Source organism: Achromobacter xylosoxidans, from assembly GCF_014490035.1.
Taxonomy (GTDB): Bacteria; Pseudomonadota; Gammaproteobacteria; order Burkholderiales; family Burkholderiaceae_B; genus Achromobacter; species Achromobacter bronchisepticus_A.
Map to the genome: position 1 here is coordinate 424,667 of NZ_CP061008.1, position 16,058 is coordinate 440,724.

Below are 16,058 nucleotides of genomic sequence, written 5' to 3' on the forward strand. Positions count from 1 at the left end.
CTACCGACCGTCCGGTAATTAATTAATCCTTATTAAACGGCATGCGCTGAATCGCTGTCAATGGAGGTACGCGAGTCCCTCCGGCAGCTGCGGCGCGGCCCCTGCAAAGGCTGCCATGGCGACCTCCGCCCCTCCTGCCCAGAAACGCGCCCGCGCCGGCCGCCCACCCACCGTGGCGGCCCCGCGCGAACGCATCCTGGAAGAAGCCGCCAAGCTCTTCGCCCAAAGCGGCTACGACGGCAGTTCGGTGTCCGACCTGGCCGGCGCGCTCGGCGTGTCCAAGGCGGCCATCTATCACTACTACACCACCAAGCAGGACATCTACGACGCCATCATCCTGGCCGTGCTGAGCGGCCTGACGCAGGCCGTCGCCCAGGATGTCGCGCGGGCCGAGGGCGCCACGGCCCGCCTGCGCGCCTTCATGGTGGGCCACGCGCGCTACTTCGAGCAGCACCACGCCGAGTTCGTCACCATGCTGATCGGCTATTCCGGCATGGCGCTGACCGAACGCGAAGACGCCGCCCGGCTGCGCGACGGCTACGAGAAGCGCCTGCGCGAACTGATCGCGCAAGGCGTCGCCGCCGGCGAGTTCCGCGCGCTGGACGTGGCCGCCGCGGGCCGCGCCGTGCTGTCCATGCTGAATTGGATGGTGCGTTGGTACAAGCCCGGCCAGGGCGACAGCGCCGAAGCCATCGCCGCCGGCTATTTCGATCTATTGGTCGGAGGCATGCGCGCCTGAGGCGCGGCTGTCCCCGGCTTGCCCCGCTTTTTGTGAGACTCCCATCATGGCCCTCGATACCGAAACCCTGAACCTGTTGCTGGACGCCGTGCGCCGCTTCGTGCACGAACGCCTGATCCCCGCCGAAGACGAACTGGCCGAAAGCGGCCAGGTGCCGTCCGACATCGTCAACGAGATGCGCGAGCTGGGCCTGTTCGGCCTGTCCATCTCGCCCGACCATGGCGGCCTGGGCCTGACCATGGAAGAGGAAGTGCGCGTGGTCTTCGAGCTGGGTCAGACCTCGCCCGCGTTCCGCTCGCTGGCCGGCACCAACATCGGCATCGGCTCGCAAGCCATCGTGCTGGCCGGCACCGACGAGCAGCGCGCCCGCTACCTGCCCAAGCTGGCCAGCGGCGAATTGATCGGCTCGTTCGCGCTGACCGAACCCGACGCCGGTTCCGACGCGATGGCGCTGCGCCTGTCCGCGGTGCGCGACGGCGACAGCTACGTGCTCAACGGCACCAAGCGCTACATCACCAACGCGCCCATCGCCGGCCTGTTCTCCGTCATGGCGCGCACCGCGCCGGAACGCCGCGCCAATTCCATTTCGTGCTTCCTGGTCGAAGCTGGCACGCCCGGCCTGAGCATCGGCAAGCCGGACAAGAAGATGGGCCAGGCCGGCGCCCTGACCAGCGACGTGGTGTTCGACAACTGCCGCGTCCCGGCCAGCGCGCTGCTGGGCGGCGAAGAGGGCAATGGTTTCCGCACCTCGATGCGGGTGCTGGACAAGGGCCGCCTGCATATCTCGGCGCTGTGCGTGGGCATCGCCGACCGCCTGCTGAGCGATGCCGTGAAGTACGCCATTGAGCGTAAGCAATTCGGCCAACCCATCGCCGAATTCCAGCTGATCCAGGCCATGATCGCCGACAGCCAGGCCGAACTCTACGCCGCGCGCTGCATGGTGCTGGACGCCGCCCGCATGCGCGACCGCGGCGAGAACACCACCATGCAGGCCGCCTGCTGCAAGCTGTACGCCACCGAAATGGTGGGCCGCGTGGCCGACCGCGCGGTGCAGATCCACGGCGGCGCCGGCTACATGTCGGAATACGCGGTCGAGCGCTTCTACCGCGACGTGCGCCTGTTCCGCATCTTCGAAGGCACTTCGCAGATCCAGCAGCTGGTGATCGCCCGCGAAACCATCAAGGCGCATTCCTGAGCGCGGACCCGGCGCAAGAGGCTAATATCCTGCATGACTGACGGTGATCCGGCGCACGGCCCCAGGCCGCGCCGGCATATGACGCGCCAGCGGCCGCGCGCCGCCGGCATGACGGAATTCCAGTCTGGCTTGCGCGCCGCCGCAAGCCAGACGTTTTCATTTCTCTTCTAGCGAAAAGATTACTAATGTCGCAACGTCCCGCTCCCCTTACCGGCATACGCGTGCTGGACCTCACCCGCGTCCTGGCGGGTCCCTGGTGCACCCAGAACCTCGCCGACCTTGGCGCCGAGGTCATCAAGATCGAACGTCCCGGCGCGGGCGACGACACGCGGGCCTGGGGGCCTCCGTACCTGAAGGACGAGGCGGGCAACGACACCACGGAAGCGGCCTATTACCTGTCCGCCAACCGCAACAAGCTGTCGGTGGCGCTGGACATCGCCTCGCCGCGCGGCGCCGAGCTGGTGCGCGAACTGGCGCTGCAAAGCGACATCCTGGTTGAAAACTTCAAGGTCGGCGGCCTGTCGAAGTACGGCCTGGACTACGAAAGCCTGAAGGAACTCAACCCGCGCCTGATCTACTGCTCCATCACCGGCTTCGGCCAGACCGGCCCTTACGCCAGCCGTCCCGGCTATGACTTCATGATCCAGGGCATGGGCGGCCTGATGAGCATCACCGGCGAACGCGACGACCTGCCCGGCGGCGGTCCGCAGAAAGCGGGCGTGGCCGTGACCGACCTGATGACCGGCATGTACTCCACGGTCGGCATCCTGGCCGCGCTGCACGAACGCTCGCGCAGCGGCCTGGGCCAGCACATCGACATGGCGCTGCTGGACTGCCAGGTCAGCATGCTGGCCAACCAGAACCTCAACTACATGACCTCGGGCGTGGCGCCCAAGCGCGCAGGCAATGCCCACCAGAACCTGGTGCCGTACCAGGTCTTCGCGGCCAGCGACGGCCACCTGATCGTGGCGGTCGGCAACGACAGCCAGTTCCGCAACTACTGCGGCGCGATCGGCCTGCCCGAGCTGTCGGCCGATCCGCGCTTTGCCACCAATCCGCAGCGCGTGAAGAACCGCGCCGAGCTGGTGCCGCTCCTGGCCGAACGCATGGCCACCGGCGCGCGCGACCACTGGCTGGCCGCGCTGGAAGGCGTGGGCGTTCCCGCCGGCCCCATCAACACGCTGGACCAGGTCTACGAAGACCCGCAGGTCCTGGCGCGCGGCATGAAGCGCGAGATGCCGCATCCGACCGCGGGCACGGTGCCCATTGCCGCCAGCCCGCTGAAGTTTTCCGACAGCCCCGTCGAGTACCGCCGTCCGCCGCCCATGCTGGGCGAGCACACCGAGCAGGTGCTGTCCGAGAAGCTGGGCCTGTCGGCCGAAGAAATCCTGGCGCTGGCGCAAAGCCGGGCCTGAACCCCATCCAATAAAAGCAGGAGAGTGGTGATGAAGGAGATTCAAACCATCGGCGTCGTCGGCGCCGGGGCCATGGGGCGCGGCATCGCGCAGATCGCGGCGCAAGCCGGGCTGCGCGTGCGCCTGTACGACACCAGCGCGGACGCCGTCGCGGCCGCGCGCGAGTCGCTGCGCCAGACCTGGGACAAGCTGGCCCAGAAAGGCAAGATGAGCGCCGCCGACGCGCAGGCGGCGCTGGAGCGCGTGGAATCCGCCACCGCGCTCACCGATATGTCGAACTGCCAGCTAGTGGTGGAAGCCATCGTCGAGCGCCTGGACGTCAAGCGTGATCTGTTCGCCGCGCTGGAAGGCGTGGTGGCCGAAGACTGCATCCTGGCGTCGAACACCTCGTCGCTGTCGATCACCGCCATCGCCGCCGCCTGCAAGCGGCCGCAACGCGTGGCCGGCTACCACTTCTTCAACCCCGTCGCGCTGATGAAGGTGGTCGAAGTCATCGACGGCCTGCGCAGCGCGCCCGAAGTCGGCGACGCGCTGGCCGAGCTGGCGCGCCGCATGGGCCACACGCCCGTGCGCGCCAAGGACATGCCCGGCTTCATCGTCAACCATGCCGGCCGCGGCATGAATACCGAAGGCCTGCGCGTGGCGCAGGAAGCCGTGGCGACCTTCGCCCAGGTCGACGCCGTCATGCGCGAGCAGGCCGGTTTCCGCATGGGCCCGTTCGAACTGCTGGACCTGACGGCGCTGGACGTGTCCCATCCCGTCATGGAATCCATCTACCGCCAGTTCTTCGACGAGCCGCGCTTCCGTCCCTCGCCGATCACCACCGTGCGCCTGGCCGGCGGCCTGATCGGCCGCAAGGCTGGCGAAGGCTTCTACGTCTACGCCGACGGCCAGAAGCAGGTGCCGGCCGAGCCGCCCGTGCCTGCGCTGCCCGAGAACCTGAAGGTCTGGGTCAGCCCCAAGCACGCCGAAGGCTACGCCCGCGCCGCCGCGCTGGTCGAAAAGCTGGGCGCCACGCTGGTGACCGGCTCCACGCCTGACGCCGACGCGCTCATCCTGGTCACGCCCTACGGTGAAGACGTCTCCACCACCGTGTCCGCGCAAAGCCTGAACGCGGCCCGCACGGTCGGCCTGGACACGCTCTACGCCTTCGACAGCGCCAAGCGCCGCACCATCATGGTGTCGCCCGCCACCGAAGCCAAGTGGCGCGACGCCGCGCACGCGCTGCTGGCCGCCGACGGCGTGCCCGTCACGGTGATCGAGGATTCGCCTGGCTTCATCGCCCAGCGCATCGTCGCCACCATCGTCAACATTGCCAGCGACATCGCGCAGCAGCAGATCGCCACGCCCAAGGACATCGACCTGGCGGTGACGCTGGGCCTGGGTTATCCGGTGGGTCCGCTGGCCCTGGGCGACAAGCTCGGCGCCGACCGCATCCTGGAAATCCTGAAGAGCATGCAGCGCGTGACCGGCGATCCGCGTTATCGCCCCAGCCTGTGGCTGCAACGCCGTGTGCAGCTGGGCATGTCGCTGACCAAGGCGGCTGGCGAACAGTGATGCGATGAGCATGACAGGCGCCGACCTGGCATGCGCAAGAAAAAAACCCGCAAGACATCGTGTCTTGCGGGCTTTTTTTTGCGACGCCGGCCGCCTCAGTTCGCCGGCTTGACCCCGATCAGGGACACCAGCGGCGTCCACAGCGCGATGTCGTCGCGGATGCGGCGCGCAAACTTCTCCTTCACTTCGCCTGCCCGCGGCTGGCTGCCGGACGCGTCGAATTTGCTCAGCACGTCCGGGTCGCGCAGCATGACCTGCACGGCGTCGGCCAGCCTGTCCACCACTTCGGCGGGTGTGCCGGGGGGCGCGAACAGGCCATTCCAGGTTTCGATCTCGTGGCCGGAGATGGTGTCGGCGATGGCCGGGACGCCGGGCAGCTGAGGTACGGGCTGGCGGCTGGATACGCCCAGGAAGCGGATGCGGCCGCTGTCCTTGTACGGCAGGATCTCCGAGATGTTGGCCGAGTAGAGATCGGTCGTGCCGCCCATGGTGTCCAGCAGGGCGGGCGCACCGCCGCGATAGCCGATCAGCGTCGCCTCGATACCCGCGCGCTTGAGAAACACCAGCACCGACATATGCGACATCGACCCCTCGCCGCCGTGCGCGACGGTCAGCGCGCCCGGTTTGGCCCGGCCATACTCGATCAGTTGCGCCAGGTTCTGGAAACGCGAGCTGGACGGCACCGTGAGCACCAGCGGATTGCTGGCGATGTTGGCGACCGGCACCAGATCGTTCAACGGGTCGTAACGCACATTGAACAGAAAGCGCACCAGCGAAACCTGGCCGATGGAGCCCACCATCAGCGTGTTGCCGTCGTTGCGCGAGCGTATCAACGCATCGGTGGCAATGGTTCCGCCTGCGCCGGCCTGGTTCTTCACCACGACCGACGAGCCCAAGGTGCGGCGTAGCGAATCGGAGGTAATGCGCGCCACATAGTCGGTGTTGCCGCCGGGCGGATACGGCACGATCAAGGTGATGGCGGTCCCGTCCTGGGCGCGGACCAACGCGGGCAGCAGCAATGGCGCAGAGGCCAGCAGCCGCGAGAACTGACGACGTTTCATGATGTTTTCCCCTTGTGTCGTAGTGATGCGCGGCCTGGGCTTCAGCGTACCGCGGCAGCCATCTGACCGCCGCCCTTGGCGCCGACCACTTTACCGTCCGCATACACCGTGGCGCCGCGCACCAGCGTATGCACCGGCTTGCCCTTGAGGCGGCGGCCGGCATAGGGGCTCCAGCCCACCAGGCTGAGCACGTCCTCGTCGCGCACTTCGTATTCCGTCTCCAGATCGACCAGCACCAGGTCGGCGTCCAGGCCCACGCGGATTTCGCCCTTGCTGCGCAACCGGAACAATTCGGCGGGCTTGGCCGAACATGCCTCGGCCACGCGTTCCAGGCTGATTTTGCCTTCCTGGGCCGCCGTCAGGAACATGCTCAGGTAGAACTGCGTCGACGGCGTGCCGGTGTGGGCTTTCCAGCCATCGGTCCAGCCCACTTCCTTTTCTTCGCGCGTGTGCGGCGCATGGTCGGTGGCGACGATGTCGATCGTTCCGTCGTTCAGGCCTTCCCACAAGCCCGGCACGTTCTTCTCCGGCACCCAGTACGACAGCGCATACGAGCCCAGGCGCTGGATGGCCGACCATTCGCAACCCAGGAACAAGGCCCAGGGATTGATTTCGCAGGTGACCTTCTGGCCCGCCGCCTTGGCCTCGCGGATGAGCTGGACGCTGCCGGCGGTCTGGGTGTGCAGGATGTGCAGGTGGCAGCCGGCCGCCTTCTGCAGGCGCAGCAAGGTGGCGATGGCGGTTTCCCAGATCACGCCGTCGTGGGCGGCGTAGGCGCGCGCATAGGCGAGGGCGTCGCGCTCGCCCCGGTCCCAATAGGTCTGTTCGATCACGTCCATCAGGGCCTGGTCGTGCGGATGCACCATCAAGGGCACGTCCAGTTCAGCGCAGCGCTGCATGATGCGCAGCAGCTTGCCGTGGTCATGCACGCCGATGCCGGGCATGTGCGGATAGTCCCGTCCCGTGTCCACCACCATGAAGATCTTGAACGCGGCGATGCCCGTGGCGGTCATGGCTTCCATTTCCGACTCTATCGTCGGCGCCGGGTTGAAGTTCCAGTCGACCACGGCATCGCTGCGGTAGATGGCGAACTGCTTTTCCAGCAGGTCCAGCGAGTTTGGCGGCGGATTGACGTTGGGCATGCCCACGCTGGTGGTGACGCCGCCCGCGGCGCATTGCTGCGTGGCGGTGAGGATGGTGTCCTTGTACTCGAATCCCTTCTGCGAACCCTGGCGGTGGTGCGAATGCATGTCGATGGCTCCTGGCAATACTGCCAGGCCGCTGGCATCGATGACGTTGCGCGCGTCGGGTTCGCTGCCGGCCTCGTACAAGCCGGCGATCTTGCCGTCGCGGATGCCGATGGAGGCGCGCACCTGGCCCTGGGGAGTGACCACCAGGCCGTTCTTGATCAAAGTGTCCATGCTGTTTTCCTTGTGATGGGGAATGCCAAAACGATCAGGCCGCGCGGGCGGCAGGCGGGAGGGCGCGCTGGCGCACCGTGTTCCAGACCTGCAGGACGTAGTCCTTGCTCAGGCCCTTGGTGATGAAAACCATGCGGGATTGCCGGTCTGTGTCGGGCCATTGCGGCAACTCGGCAGGCGGATGGAACAGGCGCTGCACCGCTTGCAGCACGATGGGGCGTTCGTGGCCAGCGATGTGCAGGATGCCCTTCACGCGCAGCAGTTCGTCCGGGTGCGCCATGACCAGCGCATCCAGCCAGGCGCTGACCTGCGGCCAGTGCAAGGGGGCGGCGAAGTCCAGGCAGAAGCTGTCGATGCGCGCATGGTCATGGTCATGGGCATGCGCGTGTTCATGGTGATGTCCGTGCCCGTCCGCGTAGGGCGCGGCGTTGAGCCATTGCCGGGCCTGCTCCGGGCGCACGTCCATGTCATAGACGTCAGGACCTTCCAGCACGGAAGCATCCGGCCGGGTCGCAAGGTTGCAGGCCACGCGCGTGGCGCCCGGATTGACGCGCGCAAGCGTGTCCATCAGCGCTGCGAGTTGCGCTCCGGGCAGGTCAGTCTTGGTGACGATCAAGGCATCGGCGACAGCGACTTGCTTGACGGCCTCCGGGTGCGCGGCCAGGGTGGCCGGACCGTTGACGGCGTCCACCACGGTCAGCACGCGGTTCAGGCGGAACGAGCGCGCCACCGGAAATGTCATCAAGGCCTGGATGACCGGCACCACGTCGGCCATGCCCGTGGTCTCGATCAGGACGCGGTCGAAGGCCGGAATCTGGCCGGCGCTGCGCTTGGCGCGCAAATCGCGCAGCGTCTCCACCAGATCGCCTTGCACGGTGCAGCACAGGCATCCCGTGCTCAGTTCGATGGTGTTGTCGTTGCTGCTGGCGATCAGGGAATGATCGATGCCGATCTCGCCAAACTCGTTGACGATGACCGCCGCATCGGCCAGCGCGGGGTCGCGCAGCCAATGATTCAGCAAGGTGGTCTTGCCGCTGCCCAGGAAGCCCGTCAGCAACGTGACGGGAATACGCGGTTCGGGGGTCTCACCGTTTGCCATGATCCACCTTTGCAAAAAACATTAAATTCGCAACCGTTGCGATTAAATGGATTTTTGCATCGAGTTGACGCTTTGGCAAGCCCCCGCGATTTCGCACCGTTGGCCCGGGGAGCAGACGGGAGGATGGCGCTGCTAGAATCGCGGGGGAATAAAATTTCGCAATGGATGCGAAATTTCGCGCCGTAGAGGCGTAACGACAGGGAGAGGGCGACGTGGCGGGTGAAATCAGGACGCGCAACCGGATACTGCACATCCTGCAGCTCTATGACAGGAGCGCCGCATGGTCGGTGGAGGAAATCGCCGTTGAAATGGATGTGTCGGTCAGCTCGGCCTATCGCGACGTGCAGGAACTGGTGCGCGCGGATTTCCTGACTCCGGTGATGGGCGCGCGCTATGTGCTGGGGCCGACGTTTGCCCATTTCGATCTGCTGATGCGCCATGGCGACCCCTTGCTCAAAGTGGCGGAGCCGCTGATGCGGCGGCTGGTGGCGGCAACTACGCCTTCGTCGGCCTCGGTGCTCACGCGCAGCTACCAGGACAAGGTCATGTGCATCCACCAGGAAATCGGCGATCCGGCCGCCCGCGTCGGACGCTACGAACGCGGCGCCACCATGCCGATGTTTCGCGGCGCGACCTCCAAAGTCATCCTGGCGCACCAGAGCCGCCGCGCCCTGGAGCGCATGTACCTGGCCCATGAAGAGGAAGTGCGCGCCATTTCGCACTGGAAGAGCCTGAAGGACCTGTGCCTGGAACTCGATGCCATCCGCGAGGCGGGCGTGGCCGTCAGCGATTCAGAAATCACGCCGGGGACCACAGGCATTGCAGCGCCCATTTTCCTGGAGCAGCGCGTGGTGGCCGGACTGAGCCTGATCGTGCGTACCGAGCATTGCCGTCTCGAGCCTTTCCGCGCGGCGGTCATCGACGCCGCCAGCCAGATCAGCAGCCAGTTGGCCGCGGTGGACGGCGCCTGGGTCGCCCGCACCTGAACACAGGCCTCCAGCCGCTCAGTCGGATCGCAACTGGCGGTCCCGGCCCAGGCGGCGCAATTCATCCAGCGTGTGGCGCAGCAACTCCGAGGGCTCGCTCTCCCGCCGGACATACATGCCGACCGAGCGCGAGAGCGCCTGCCGCAGGCGGGTCTTGCGCACGCCGCGCTGCGTCGCGTTGTCCAGCGACGACTCCGGCAACAGCGCAATGCCGCAGTTGTGCTGCACGAAGCGCGCGATGGTGTTCAGGTCCCGCAGGGAATAGAGTGGATTGAAAGGCTGGGACGCGGCCTGGAAGGCGCGTTCGGTCAGGACGCGCACGCTGGTGCCAGGCGGCATGCTGATCAAGGGCAGCCGGGCCAGTTCCGTGGGCATCCAACGCGTGACGTCCGGTTTGATTTGGACGCTGTGGAACAGCACGAAGGGCTCGGTAAACAACTCCTGATAGACCAGGTCGGCAGCGCCTTCCTCGTTCATCGTGGTCACGGCAATGTCCACCCGCCGCTCGCGCAGCAATTGCAGGGCTTCGTTGGCGATGGGATCGTAGACCTCTACGCGGACCCGAGGGTGCTTGCGCGCGAGACTCTGGATCAATAGCGGGATGAGCGACGCCGCAAGCGTGGGCAAGGCCGCGACGGCGACGCGGTTGTTGCGGTCGCGCAGCCGATGGTCCAGTTCCAGCATGCCTTTCTCGTGCAGTGCCGTGATCTTGCGCGCGATCTCCAGGATGTCCTGGCCTTCGCGCGACAGGCGCACCATGCGAGTGGTGCGCTCGAAGAGTTTGACGCCCAGCGTCTCTTCCGTTTCCTTCAGCAGTTTGCTCAGCGTGGGCTGAGTCACATGCAGCATTTCGGCGGTCCTCTGGAAGCTCAGGGTCTCTGCCAGCAGCACGAAGATGCGCAGTTGTCTCGTCGTCAGATTCATTCTTCTTGTCTATCAATGCCGTTCAAATTGGAACTTAACCGGAGGAGCCGGCTGCCTTAGCCTCTACATCACGATCTTTCTCTGGAGCTGGGATGTTTCGTCTTGATGGCAAGGTAGCCCTGGTGACCGGTTGCGGCACGCTGGGCGAGGGGTGGGGCAATGGCAAGGCCGCCGCGGCGGTGCTTGCCAGGCAGGGCGCGGCGATTTTCGGTTGCGACCTGAACATCGACGCGGCGCGCCAGTCCGCGCAGGCCGTGGCCGCCGAGGGCGGCAAGATTACGGTCCGGCAGTGCGACGTCACGGATGGCGGCCAGGTGGCGGAACTGGTGCGGGCCTGCATGGACACATACGGCCGCATCGACGTGCTGGTCAACAACGTGGGCCGCTCGGAACCGGGCGATCCGGTCTCCATGCCGGAGGATCTTTGGCACGATCAGATCCAGGTGAACCTGACCTCCGCCTTCCTGTGCTGCAAGCACGTCATCCCCCTCATGAAGAGCGCCGGTGGAGGATCGATTATCAACATTTCATCCATCGCCGGGCTGCGTTATGCGGGCAAACCCCAGGTCGGCTACGCCGCCGCCAAGGCCGCCTTGATGCAGATGACGGCAACCACGGCTGTCATCTATGCGCAAGACGGCGTGCGGCTGAACTCGGTGGTCCCGGGACTGATGTTCACGCCCCTGGTGGAGCGCCTGGCGCAGAAATACGCCAAGGGCGATTACGAGGGGTTCGTGGCCCACCGCCATGCCCAGGTGCCGGCGGGCCGCATGGGCGACGCCTGGGATGTGGCCCATGCCGTGGCTTTCCTGGCCAGCGATGAGAGCCGCTACATCACGGGGCAACAGATCGTGGTGGATGGCGGCATCACCATGGCGACGCGTTGAGCGGAGGACAGTCGCGATGCATGTGCATGAGCAAGCGAGCGCCGGGCGCCTGGCGGGCAAAGTGGCCTTGATCTTCGGCGCAGGTTGCGTCGGACCGGGATGGGGCAACGGGCGAGCGATCGCCGTGCGTTTCGCCCAGGAGGGGGCTGTGGTGGTCGCGGTGGACATGCGGCCGGAGTCCTTGCCCGAGACTCTGGAGTTGGCTGGGCGCTACAGGTCCCGCATCGAAACCCACATCTGCGACGTGGGCGACGCTGCCCAGGTCGCCGCGTTGGTCGAAACCGTGGCGCGGCGGCACGGGCGGATCGACATTCTGGTCAACAACGTGGGAGGCCCCATTCCCGGCGGTCCGGCGGCGCTTACGCAAACGGATTGGCATAGGCAGCTCGACCTGAACCTGACCTCGGTGTACACGACCTGCCACTACGTCCTGCCCATCATGGAGGAGCAGGGCGCCGGCGCCGTGGTCAACGTGTCCTCGACCTCGGCCATACGCTGGACCGGCGCGCCGCAGGTCGGCTATGCGGCCGCCAAGGCGGGCGTGATGCAGTTCGGCCGCGTGGCCGCCGTGGAATACGCCAGCAAGGGGGTGCGCATCAATACGGTCTTGCCGGGCCAGCTCCATACGCCGCTGGTCGATGCCTTCCTCGCTGGCCAGCAGAGCGCGGGCGATATCGACGCCCTGCTGGAGCGGCGGCGGCGCCGCATTCCGCTGCCGTTTTCCGGCGATGGTCGGGACACGGCCAATGCCGTGCTCTTTCTCGCCTCGGACGAGGCGCGTTTCATCACCGGAACCGAGTTGATCGTGGACGGGGGCATGAGCGCCCGCTGCGACTGAAAACCAAGCTGAGGAGAATCACGATGGCGCGAATTGAATATGCGGATATCGCCAGGCCGGAGATCCGGCCGCTGGTCGAACGCATCGAACGGGAGCGGTCCAGCCTGCCGAATCTCTATCGGATGCTGCTCAACAGCCCGCCGGTGGCGCAAGGCTGGCTGGCCTATCTCACGGCGATACGCCAGCACAGCGGGCTTGCGCCCAAACTGCGGGAGATGCTCATCCTGCGCGTCGCGGTGCTGAACCAGGCCGATTACGAGTTCGATCAACATCTGCCGATCGCCTTGAAGGCGGGCTGCAGCGAAGATCAGGTGCAGGGCTTGAAGACCGGCAATTTCGCATCGCTGGACTTGGGCGAACGCGCGGCCATGGCGTATTGCGACGAGATGACGCGCGACATCCGGGTCCGGGACGTCACGTTCGCGGCCATCCGCGAGGCTTTCGATGCCCGCGCGATCGTTGAGATCACGGCCACGGTGGCCGCGTACAACATGGTGTCGCGCTTTCTGGAGGCGATACAGATCGACCACGAATGAACGGCTTCTTGCACAGCCGGTAAATAAGAAAACAGGAGACATGCATGCACAGCTTCAAACGATTTGGTGGCGCGTTCGCATCCCTTGCGCTGGGCCTGGCCCTGAGCGCGACAGCCCATGCCGGCTATCCGGCAAAGCCGGTGCAACTGATCATTCCGTTCGCGCCCGGCGATACCGACCAGATGCTGCGGCCCATCACCGAGAAGATGGGGAAATACCTGGGCCAGCCCATCGTGATGAACTACAAGCCCGGCGCGGGAGGAGGCATAGGCGCGGCATACACGGCCTCGGCGGCGCCCGACGGCTATACCATCGTGGGCAGTTCGCCGGGGGCGCTGGTAGTGGTTCCGCTGGCCAACAAGGAAATCAAGTACACAACGGAGTCCTTCGCTCCGGTCGCCGCGATATCCCTGGGCGGCATGATGATCGTCGCGCCCGGGAAGTCCAGGTACAAGACCCTGGCCGACGTGGTGGCCGACGCCAAGGCGCGTCCCGATGCCATCTCCTACGGCACCTCGGGAGCCATGGGCATCAGCCATCTGTTGGGCGAAACGTTCGCCTCGGAGGCCAAGGTCAAGTTGCGCCACATTCCCTTCCAGGGCAGCACGCCGGCGGTCACCGCCTTGCTGGGCGGCCACACGGATATCGCCGTGTCCGCAGTGGGGCCGGCGCAGGCGCATATTCAGTCCGGCGGCTTGCGGCCACTGGCCGTCTTCAGCAGCAAGCGGTTGGTGGCCTATCCGGACGTGCCGACCCTGCGCGAACTGGGCTACGACGTCGGCAGCCCCACCATCTACGGGCTGATGGCGCCCAAGGGCACGCCGCCCCAGGTGGTCGACGCCTTGTACCAGGCTGCCCGCAAGGTCGTGGCGGAGCAGGGCGATGAGGTGAACAAGACCCTGGGCGGCATAGGCGCGGAAATCAGCGTGCTGAGCCCGCAGGAGTACGGCGCCTATCTGCAGGAGCAGCGAGCGTTGTTTTCCAGGGCGATCGGCCTGATCCGCGAATAATCGGCGTGCCAGCGCGCGCAAAGAAAAAGCCCCTTGATTTGCTCAAGGGGCTTTTTTCATCATGGGAGGCGAGTCTTACTTCGCCGCATCCACCATGTACTGCACCGCTGCGCGGATGTCGTCTTCCGAGGCGTTGGCCGCGCCGCCCTTCGGGGGCATCGGCGGCTTGCCTTGCATGGCGACCTTCACCATGGCGTCCATGCCGGTCTTGATGTACGGATCCCAGGCGGCCTTGTCGCCGAACTTGGGGGCGTTGGCCACGCCGGTGGCATGGCAGGCGAAACAGACGCTCTTGTACAGCTTTTCGCCGGCCGGATTGACTGCCGCGGCTTGCGGCGCGGCGGCCTGGGCTGCCGGAGCAGGGGCAGGCGCCGCGGCGGCCGGTGCAGCGGCCGCGGGGGCAGCAGCAGCCGGGGCAGCAGCAGCCGGGGCAGCAGCCGGCGCCGCAACTGCGACGGCAGGAGCGGCAGCGGCTTCCTTCTTGTCGCCTTCCGCAGCCGGAGCGGCGGGTTCGGACAGCGAAGCGCCCGACTTGTTGGCCATGTACACCACGGCGCGCGCGACTTCGTAGTCGGACAGCGTGGGGTTGCCGCCCTTGGCGGGCATGCCGCCCTTGCCGTGCAGGGCCACGTTCATCATGGCGTCGTAGCCCGCGGTGATGAAGGGCGCCCAGGCGGCGTTATCGCCCACCTTGGGTGCGCCAGCCACGCCGGCGGTATGACAGGCCGTACAGACGGCGGCGAAGACCTGTTCGCCGGTCTTGAAGACCTTGGGGGCATTCGCATCGACCAGCTGGAAACCCGCGACGGGGGCGATACGCTTGGCGACGGCTTCCTGGGACAGCGTGTCCGAACCCGCACCTGTCTTGGTGCCCGAGACCACCATGTTCACCAGTAGGATGATGATGGCGATCGGAATCACGAAAGACAGGACGATCGTGACGATCAGTTGCTTCGGGGTCTTGATGGGGGAGGAGTGCTCTTCTATGTGTTCCTGCTCGTTGCTCATGACCAAATCCTGCTAACGGGTACCGGGGGCGCCTGGCGGCGGCAACAGAAAATCAGTACTGCACAAGTCGGCGGCATGAAGAGCCCGCCTTGCAAGCAAACGCTGGATTATATAACGGTGTCATAGACACGAGTCCAATGCAACCGACGGGGTTTTCGCTGAGTTTGACGGAAGATTTGATCCAGTTCATGCAGTTCAGCGAAAACTGGGTACAATACCGCCTCCTTGCGCTGCGCCCGTAGTTCAATGGATAGAATGAGAGTTTCCGAAGCTCTTGATACAGGTTCGATTCCTGTCGGGCGCGCCACCAACTCCAAGACTAAGAATGGCTTGGGTCCACACTGGGCCTGACGTGGCTGTTCCGACTCCGGTTCAGAAGGTCTGATTGGCCTCTCCGGAAGATGCCGCGCAGCAAGTCGCCGCATCTTGTCTCCTCCTCGCTGATTTGCGATCTTGTCGATCCACTTCGAGTAGACCTCGAAGAGCAGCTCCTCGCGTATGCGCTCCCGAATGTCTAGCTCCCGCAACTCTGATCTCCAGATTCCGAGGGCTGCGGTGCCGGCCATCCACTCGCGGCGGAAGTTGTACCGGCTCCCCCGGAGGCAATCTTCTGAGGCTTCAAGCAGAAGGAATATTCCCTTGATGGAATATTCCTTCGGGGCTATAATTCGGTTGCCATGCTGACGGGGGAGCGATGGCCTGGGAAGTCGAGTTCACGGACGAATTTGAGGTTTGGTGGAATGGTCTGTCGGAGCGAGAACAGGAGTCTGTCGTCGCTACCGTTGGTCTTCTGGAAGCTCGTGGCACCACCCTCGGCTTCCCGCATTCCAGCGGCATCAACGGTTCCAAGCATGAGCACATGCGGGAGCTTAGGACTCAAGCCGGAGGCCGCCCGCTGCGCACGTTGTATGCCTTTGATCCAAGGCGAGCGGCAATTTTGTTGATTGGCGGGGACAAGACGGGCAACGATCGTTGGTATGAAGAGTTTGTGCCGTTGGCAGACAAACTATATGACGATCATTTGAGATTATTGCGAAAGGAAGGGCAGATAAATGGCTAAGAAATTTGGGACGCTCCGCGCCGCCATGTCGCCGGAATCACAGCTTCGCGCCAAGGCTGCCACAGAGCAGATGCTTCAAGAGATGCCGCTTCAGGAACTGCGACAGGCACGAGGTTTGTCGCAGAAAGTTCTGGCAGAGGTGTTGCATGTTCAACAGCCGTCCATTGCAAAAATGGAGAAGCGGACGGACATGTATATATCGACGTTACGAAGCCACATTGAGGCAATGGGTGGCAAGCTTGAAGTGGTCGCTCGTTTCCCGGATGGCGCTGTCAAGATCACCAATTTTTCTGATCTGGCCGCGTAGAGTCTGGGGTCATAG

The 16,058-nt window shown here is 65.2% G+C and carries 16 protein-coding genes and 1 tRNA gene; 12 read left to right on the plus strand and 5 right to left on the minus strand.

What is annotated here, in order from left to right; genetic code table 11:
- Nucleotides 1-115 precede the first annotated feature (115 nt).
- From IAG39_RS02005 to IAG39_RS02020, 4 genes are all read left to right on the plus strand, one after another.
- Complete coding sequence (locus tag IAG39_RS02005; RefSeq protein WP_054455146.1) at nucleotides 116-739, plus strand: TetR/AcrR family transcriptional regulator; 624 nt, start codon at nucleotides 116-118, stop codon at nucleotides 737-739.
- A 46-nt stretch (nucleotides 740-785) separates the two neighbouring features.
- Complete coding sequence (locus IAG39_RS02010) at nucleotides 786-1,934, plus strand: acyl-CoA dehydrogenase family protein (RefSeq protein WP_118933373.1); 1,149 nt, start codon at nucleotides 786-788, stop codon at nucleotides 1,932-1,934.
- A 185-nt stretch (nucleotides 1,935-2,119) separates the two neighbouring features.
- The gene (locus tag IAG39_RS02015) at nucleotides 2,120-3,349 is read left to right on the plus strand and encodes a CaiB/BaiF CoA transferase family protein (protein ID WP_059377315.1); all 1,230 of its coding nucleotides are present in this window, start codon (nucleotides 2,120-2,122) and stop codon (nucleotides 3,347-3,349) included.
- 30 nt (nucleotides 3,350-3,379) lie between these two features.
- Nucleotides 3,380-4,906 carry a 3-hydroxyacyl-CoA dehydrogenase gene (locus tag IAG39_RS02020; RefSeq protein WP_118933372.1) on the plus strand — a complete coding sequence of 509 codons (1,527 nt, stop codon included), beginning with the start codon at nucleotides 3,380-3,382 and terminating at the stop codon, nucleotides 4,904-4,906.
- Between the two features lie 95 nt (nucleotides 4,907-5,001).
- On the opposite strand, the gene IAG39_RS02025 is transcribed toward IAG39_RS02020, so the two are convergent.
- The 3 genes from IAG39_RS02025 to IAG39_RS02035 are packed head-to-tail and all read right to left on the minus strand — an operon-like array spanning nucleotide 5,002 to nucleotide 8,487.
- Nucleotides 5,002-5,967 carry a Bug family tripartite tricarboxylate transporter substrate binding protein gene (locus tag IAG39_RS02025; RefSeq protein ID WP_118933371.1) on the minus strand — a complete coding sequence of 322 codons (966 nt, stop codon included), beginning with the start codon at nucleotides 5,965-5,967 and terminating at the stop codon, nucleotides 5,002-5,004.
- 41 nt (nucleotides 5,968-6,008) lie between these two features.
- Nucleotides 6,009-7,388, minus strand: a complete 1,380-nt coding sequence (locus tag IAG39_RS02030) for a dihydroorotase (RefSeq protein ID WP_118933370.1) — start codon at nucleotides 7,386-7,388, stop codon at nucleotides 6,009-6,011.
- A 34-nt stretch (nucleotides 7,389-7,422) separates the two neighbouring features.
- Nucleotides 7,423-8,487: a CobW family GTP-binding protein gene (locus IAG39_RS02035; RefSeq protein WP_118933369.1), complete on the minus strand. Its 1,065-nt coding sequence runs from the start codon at nucleotides 8,485-8,487 to the stop codon at nucleotides 7,423-7,425.
- A gap of 212 nt (nucleotides 8,488-8,699) precedes the next feature.
- Here IAG39_RS02035 and IAG39_RS02040 point away from each other — a divergent pair, with 212 nt between their 5' ends.
- Nucleotides 8,700-9,473 (plus strand): IclR family transcriptional regulator, encoded by a 774-nt coding sequence (locus IAG39_RS02040; protein WP_118933368.1) that lies wholly within the window; start codon nucleotides 8,700-8,702, stop codon nucleotides 9,471-9,473.
- Nucleotides 9,474-9,491: 18 nt separating this feature from the next.
- On the opposite strand, the gene IAG39_RS02045 is transcribed toward IAG39_RS02040, so the two are convergent.
- On the minus strand, nucleotides 9,492-10,397 hold the full coding sequence (locus IAG39_RS02045; protein WP_059377335.1) for a LysR family transcriptional regulator: 906 nt from the start codon (nucleotides 10,395-10,397) through the stop codon (nucleotides 9,492-9,494).
- Nucleotides 10,398-10,489: 92 nt separating this feature from the next.
- On the opposite strand from IAG39_RS02045, the gene IAG39_RS02050 reads away from it, so the two are divergent.
- The 4 genes from IAG39_RS02050 to IAG39_RS02065 are packed head-to-tail and all read left to right on the plus strand — an operon-like array spanning nucleotide 10,490 to nucleotide 13,668.
- Entirely contained in the window at nucleotides 10,490-11,284 is a 795-nt protein-coding gene (locus IAG39_RS02050; protein WP_059377338.1) for an SDR family NAD(P)-dependent oxidoreductase, read from the plus strand.
- 16 nt (nucleotides 11,285-11,300) lie between these two features.
- On the plus strand, nucleotides 11,301-12,122 hold the full coding sequence (locus tag IAG39_RS02055) for an SDR family NAD(P)-dependent oxidoreductase (RefSeq protein ID WP_118933367.1): 822 nt from the start codon (nucleotides 11,301-11,303) through the stop codon (nucleotides 12,120-12,122).
- 23 nt (nucleotides 12,123-12,145) lie between these two features.
- Nucleotides 12,146-12,658 carry a carboxymuconolactone decarboxylase family protein gene (locus IAG39_RS02060; RefSeq protein WP_059377342.1) on the plus strand — a complete coding sequence of 171 codons (513 nt, stop codon included), beginning with the start codon at nucleotides 12,146-12,148 and terminating at the stop codon, nucleotides 12,656-12,658.
- Between the two features lie 44 nt (nucleotides 12,659-12,702).
- Complete coding sequence (locus IAG39_RS02065) at nucleotides 12,703-13,668, plus strand: tripartite tricarboxylate transporter substrate binding protein (RefSeq protein ID WP_059377344.1); 966 nt, start codon at nucleotides 12,703-12,705, stop codon at nucleotides 13,666-13,668.
- Between the two features lie 75 nt (nucleotides 13,669-13,743).
- On the opposite strand, the gene IAG39_RS02070 is transcribed toward IAG39_RS02065, so the two are convergent.
- Complete coding sequence (locus IAG39_RS02070) at nucleotides 13,744-14,676, minus strand: c-type cytochrome (protein WP_187774074.1); 933 nt, start codon at nucleotides 14,674-14,676, stop codon at nucleotides 13,744-13,746.
- A gap of 232 nt (nucleotides 14,677-14,908) precedes the next feature.
- Between IAG39_RS02070 and IAG39_RS02075 the strand changes: the two genes are divergently transcribed.
- The 3 genes from IAG39_RS02075 (at nucleotide 14,909) to IAG39_RS02085 (ending at nucleotide 16,043) form a co-directional block, all read left to right on the plus strand.
- Nucleotides 14,909-14,983, plus strand: a tRNA-Arg gene (locus IAG39_RS02075).
- 387 nt (nucleotides 14,984-15,370) lie between these two features.
- Nucleotides 15,371-15,736, plus strand: coding sequence for a type II toxin-antitoxin system RelE/ParE family toxin (locus IAG39_RS02080; protein WP_118933430.1), 366 nt, complete (start codon nucleotides 15,371-15,373; stop codon nucleotides 15,734-15,736).
- Nucleotides 15,729-16,043 (plus strand): XRE family transcriptional regulator, encoded by a 315-nt coding sequence (locus IAG39_RS02085; protein WP_059377351.1) that lies wholly within the window; start codon nucleotides 15,729-15,731, stop codon nucleotides 16,041-16,043. The genes IAG39_RS02080 and IAG39_RS02085 overlap by 8 nt, the downstream gene beginning before the upstream one ends.
- Nucleotides 16,044-16,058 lie beyond the last annotated feature (15 nt).

Coding starts and splice junctions, on each gene's coding strand:
- IAG39_RS02045 (WP_059377335.1), bottom strand. CDS start 10,397: ATGAATCTGACGACGAGACAACTGCGCATCTTCGTGCTGCTGGCAGAG.
- IAG39_RS02015 (WP_059377315.1), top strand. CDS start 2,120: ATGTCGCAACGTCCCGCTCCCCTTACCGGCATACGCGTGCTGGACCTC.
- IAG39_RS02030 (WP_118933370.1), bottom strand. CDS start 7,388: ATGGACACTTTGATCAAGAACGGCCTGGTGGTCACTCCCCAGGGCCAG.
- IAG39_RS02020 (WP_118933372.1), top strand. CDS start 3,380: ATGAAGGAGATTCAAACCATCGGCGTCGTCGGCGCCGGGGCCATGGGG.
- IAG39_RS02065 (WP_059377344.1), top strand. CDS start 12,703: ATGCACAGCTTCAAACGATTTGGTGGCGCGTTCGCATCCCTTGCGCTG.
- IAG39_RS02050 (WP_059377338.1), top strand. CDS start 10,490: ATGTTTCGTCTTGATGGCAAGGTAGCCCTGGTGACCGGTTGCGGCACG.
- IAG39_RS02080 (WP_118933430.1), top strand. CDS start 15,371: ATGGCCTGGGAAGTCGAGTTCACGGACGAATTTGAGGTTTGGTGGAAT.
- IAG39_RS02010 (WP_118933373.1), top strand. CDS start 786: ATGGCCCTCGATACCGAAACCCTGAACCTGTTGCTGGACGCCGTGCGC.
- IAG39_RS02055 (WP_118933367.1), top strand. CDS start 11,301: ATGCATGTGCATGAGCAAGCGAGCGCCGGGCGCCTGGCGGGCAAAGTG.
- IAG39_RS02025 (WP_118933371.1), bottom strand. CDS start 5,967: ATGAAACGTCGTCAGTTCTCGCGGCTGCTGGCCTCTGCGCCATTGCTG.
- IAG39_RS02060 (WP_059377342.1), top strand. CDS start 12,146: ATGGCGCGAATTGAATATGCGGATATCGCCAGGCCGGAGATCCGGCCG.
- IAG39_RS02085 (WP_059377351.1), top strand. CDS start 15,729: ATGGCTAAGAAATTTGGGACGCTCCGCGCCGCCATGTCGCCGGAATCA.
- IAG39_RS02005 (WP_054455146.1), top strand. CDS start 116: ATGGCGACCTCCGCCCCTCCTGCCCAGAAACGCGCCCGCGCCGGCCGC.
- IAG39_RS02035 (WP_118933369.1), bottom strand. CDS start 8,487: ATGGCAAACGGTGAGACCCCCGAACCGCGTATTCCCGTCACGTTGCTG.
- IAG39_RS02070 (WP_187774074.1), bottom strand. CDS start 14,676: ATGAGCAACGAGCAGGAACACATAGAAGAGCACTCCTCCCCCATCAAG.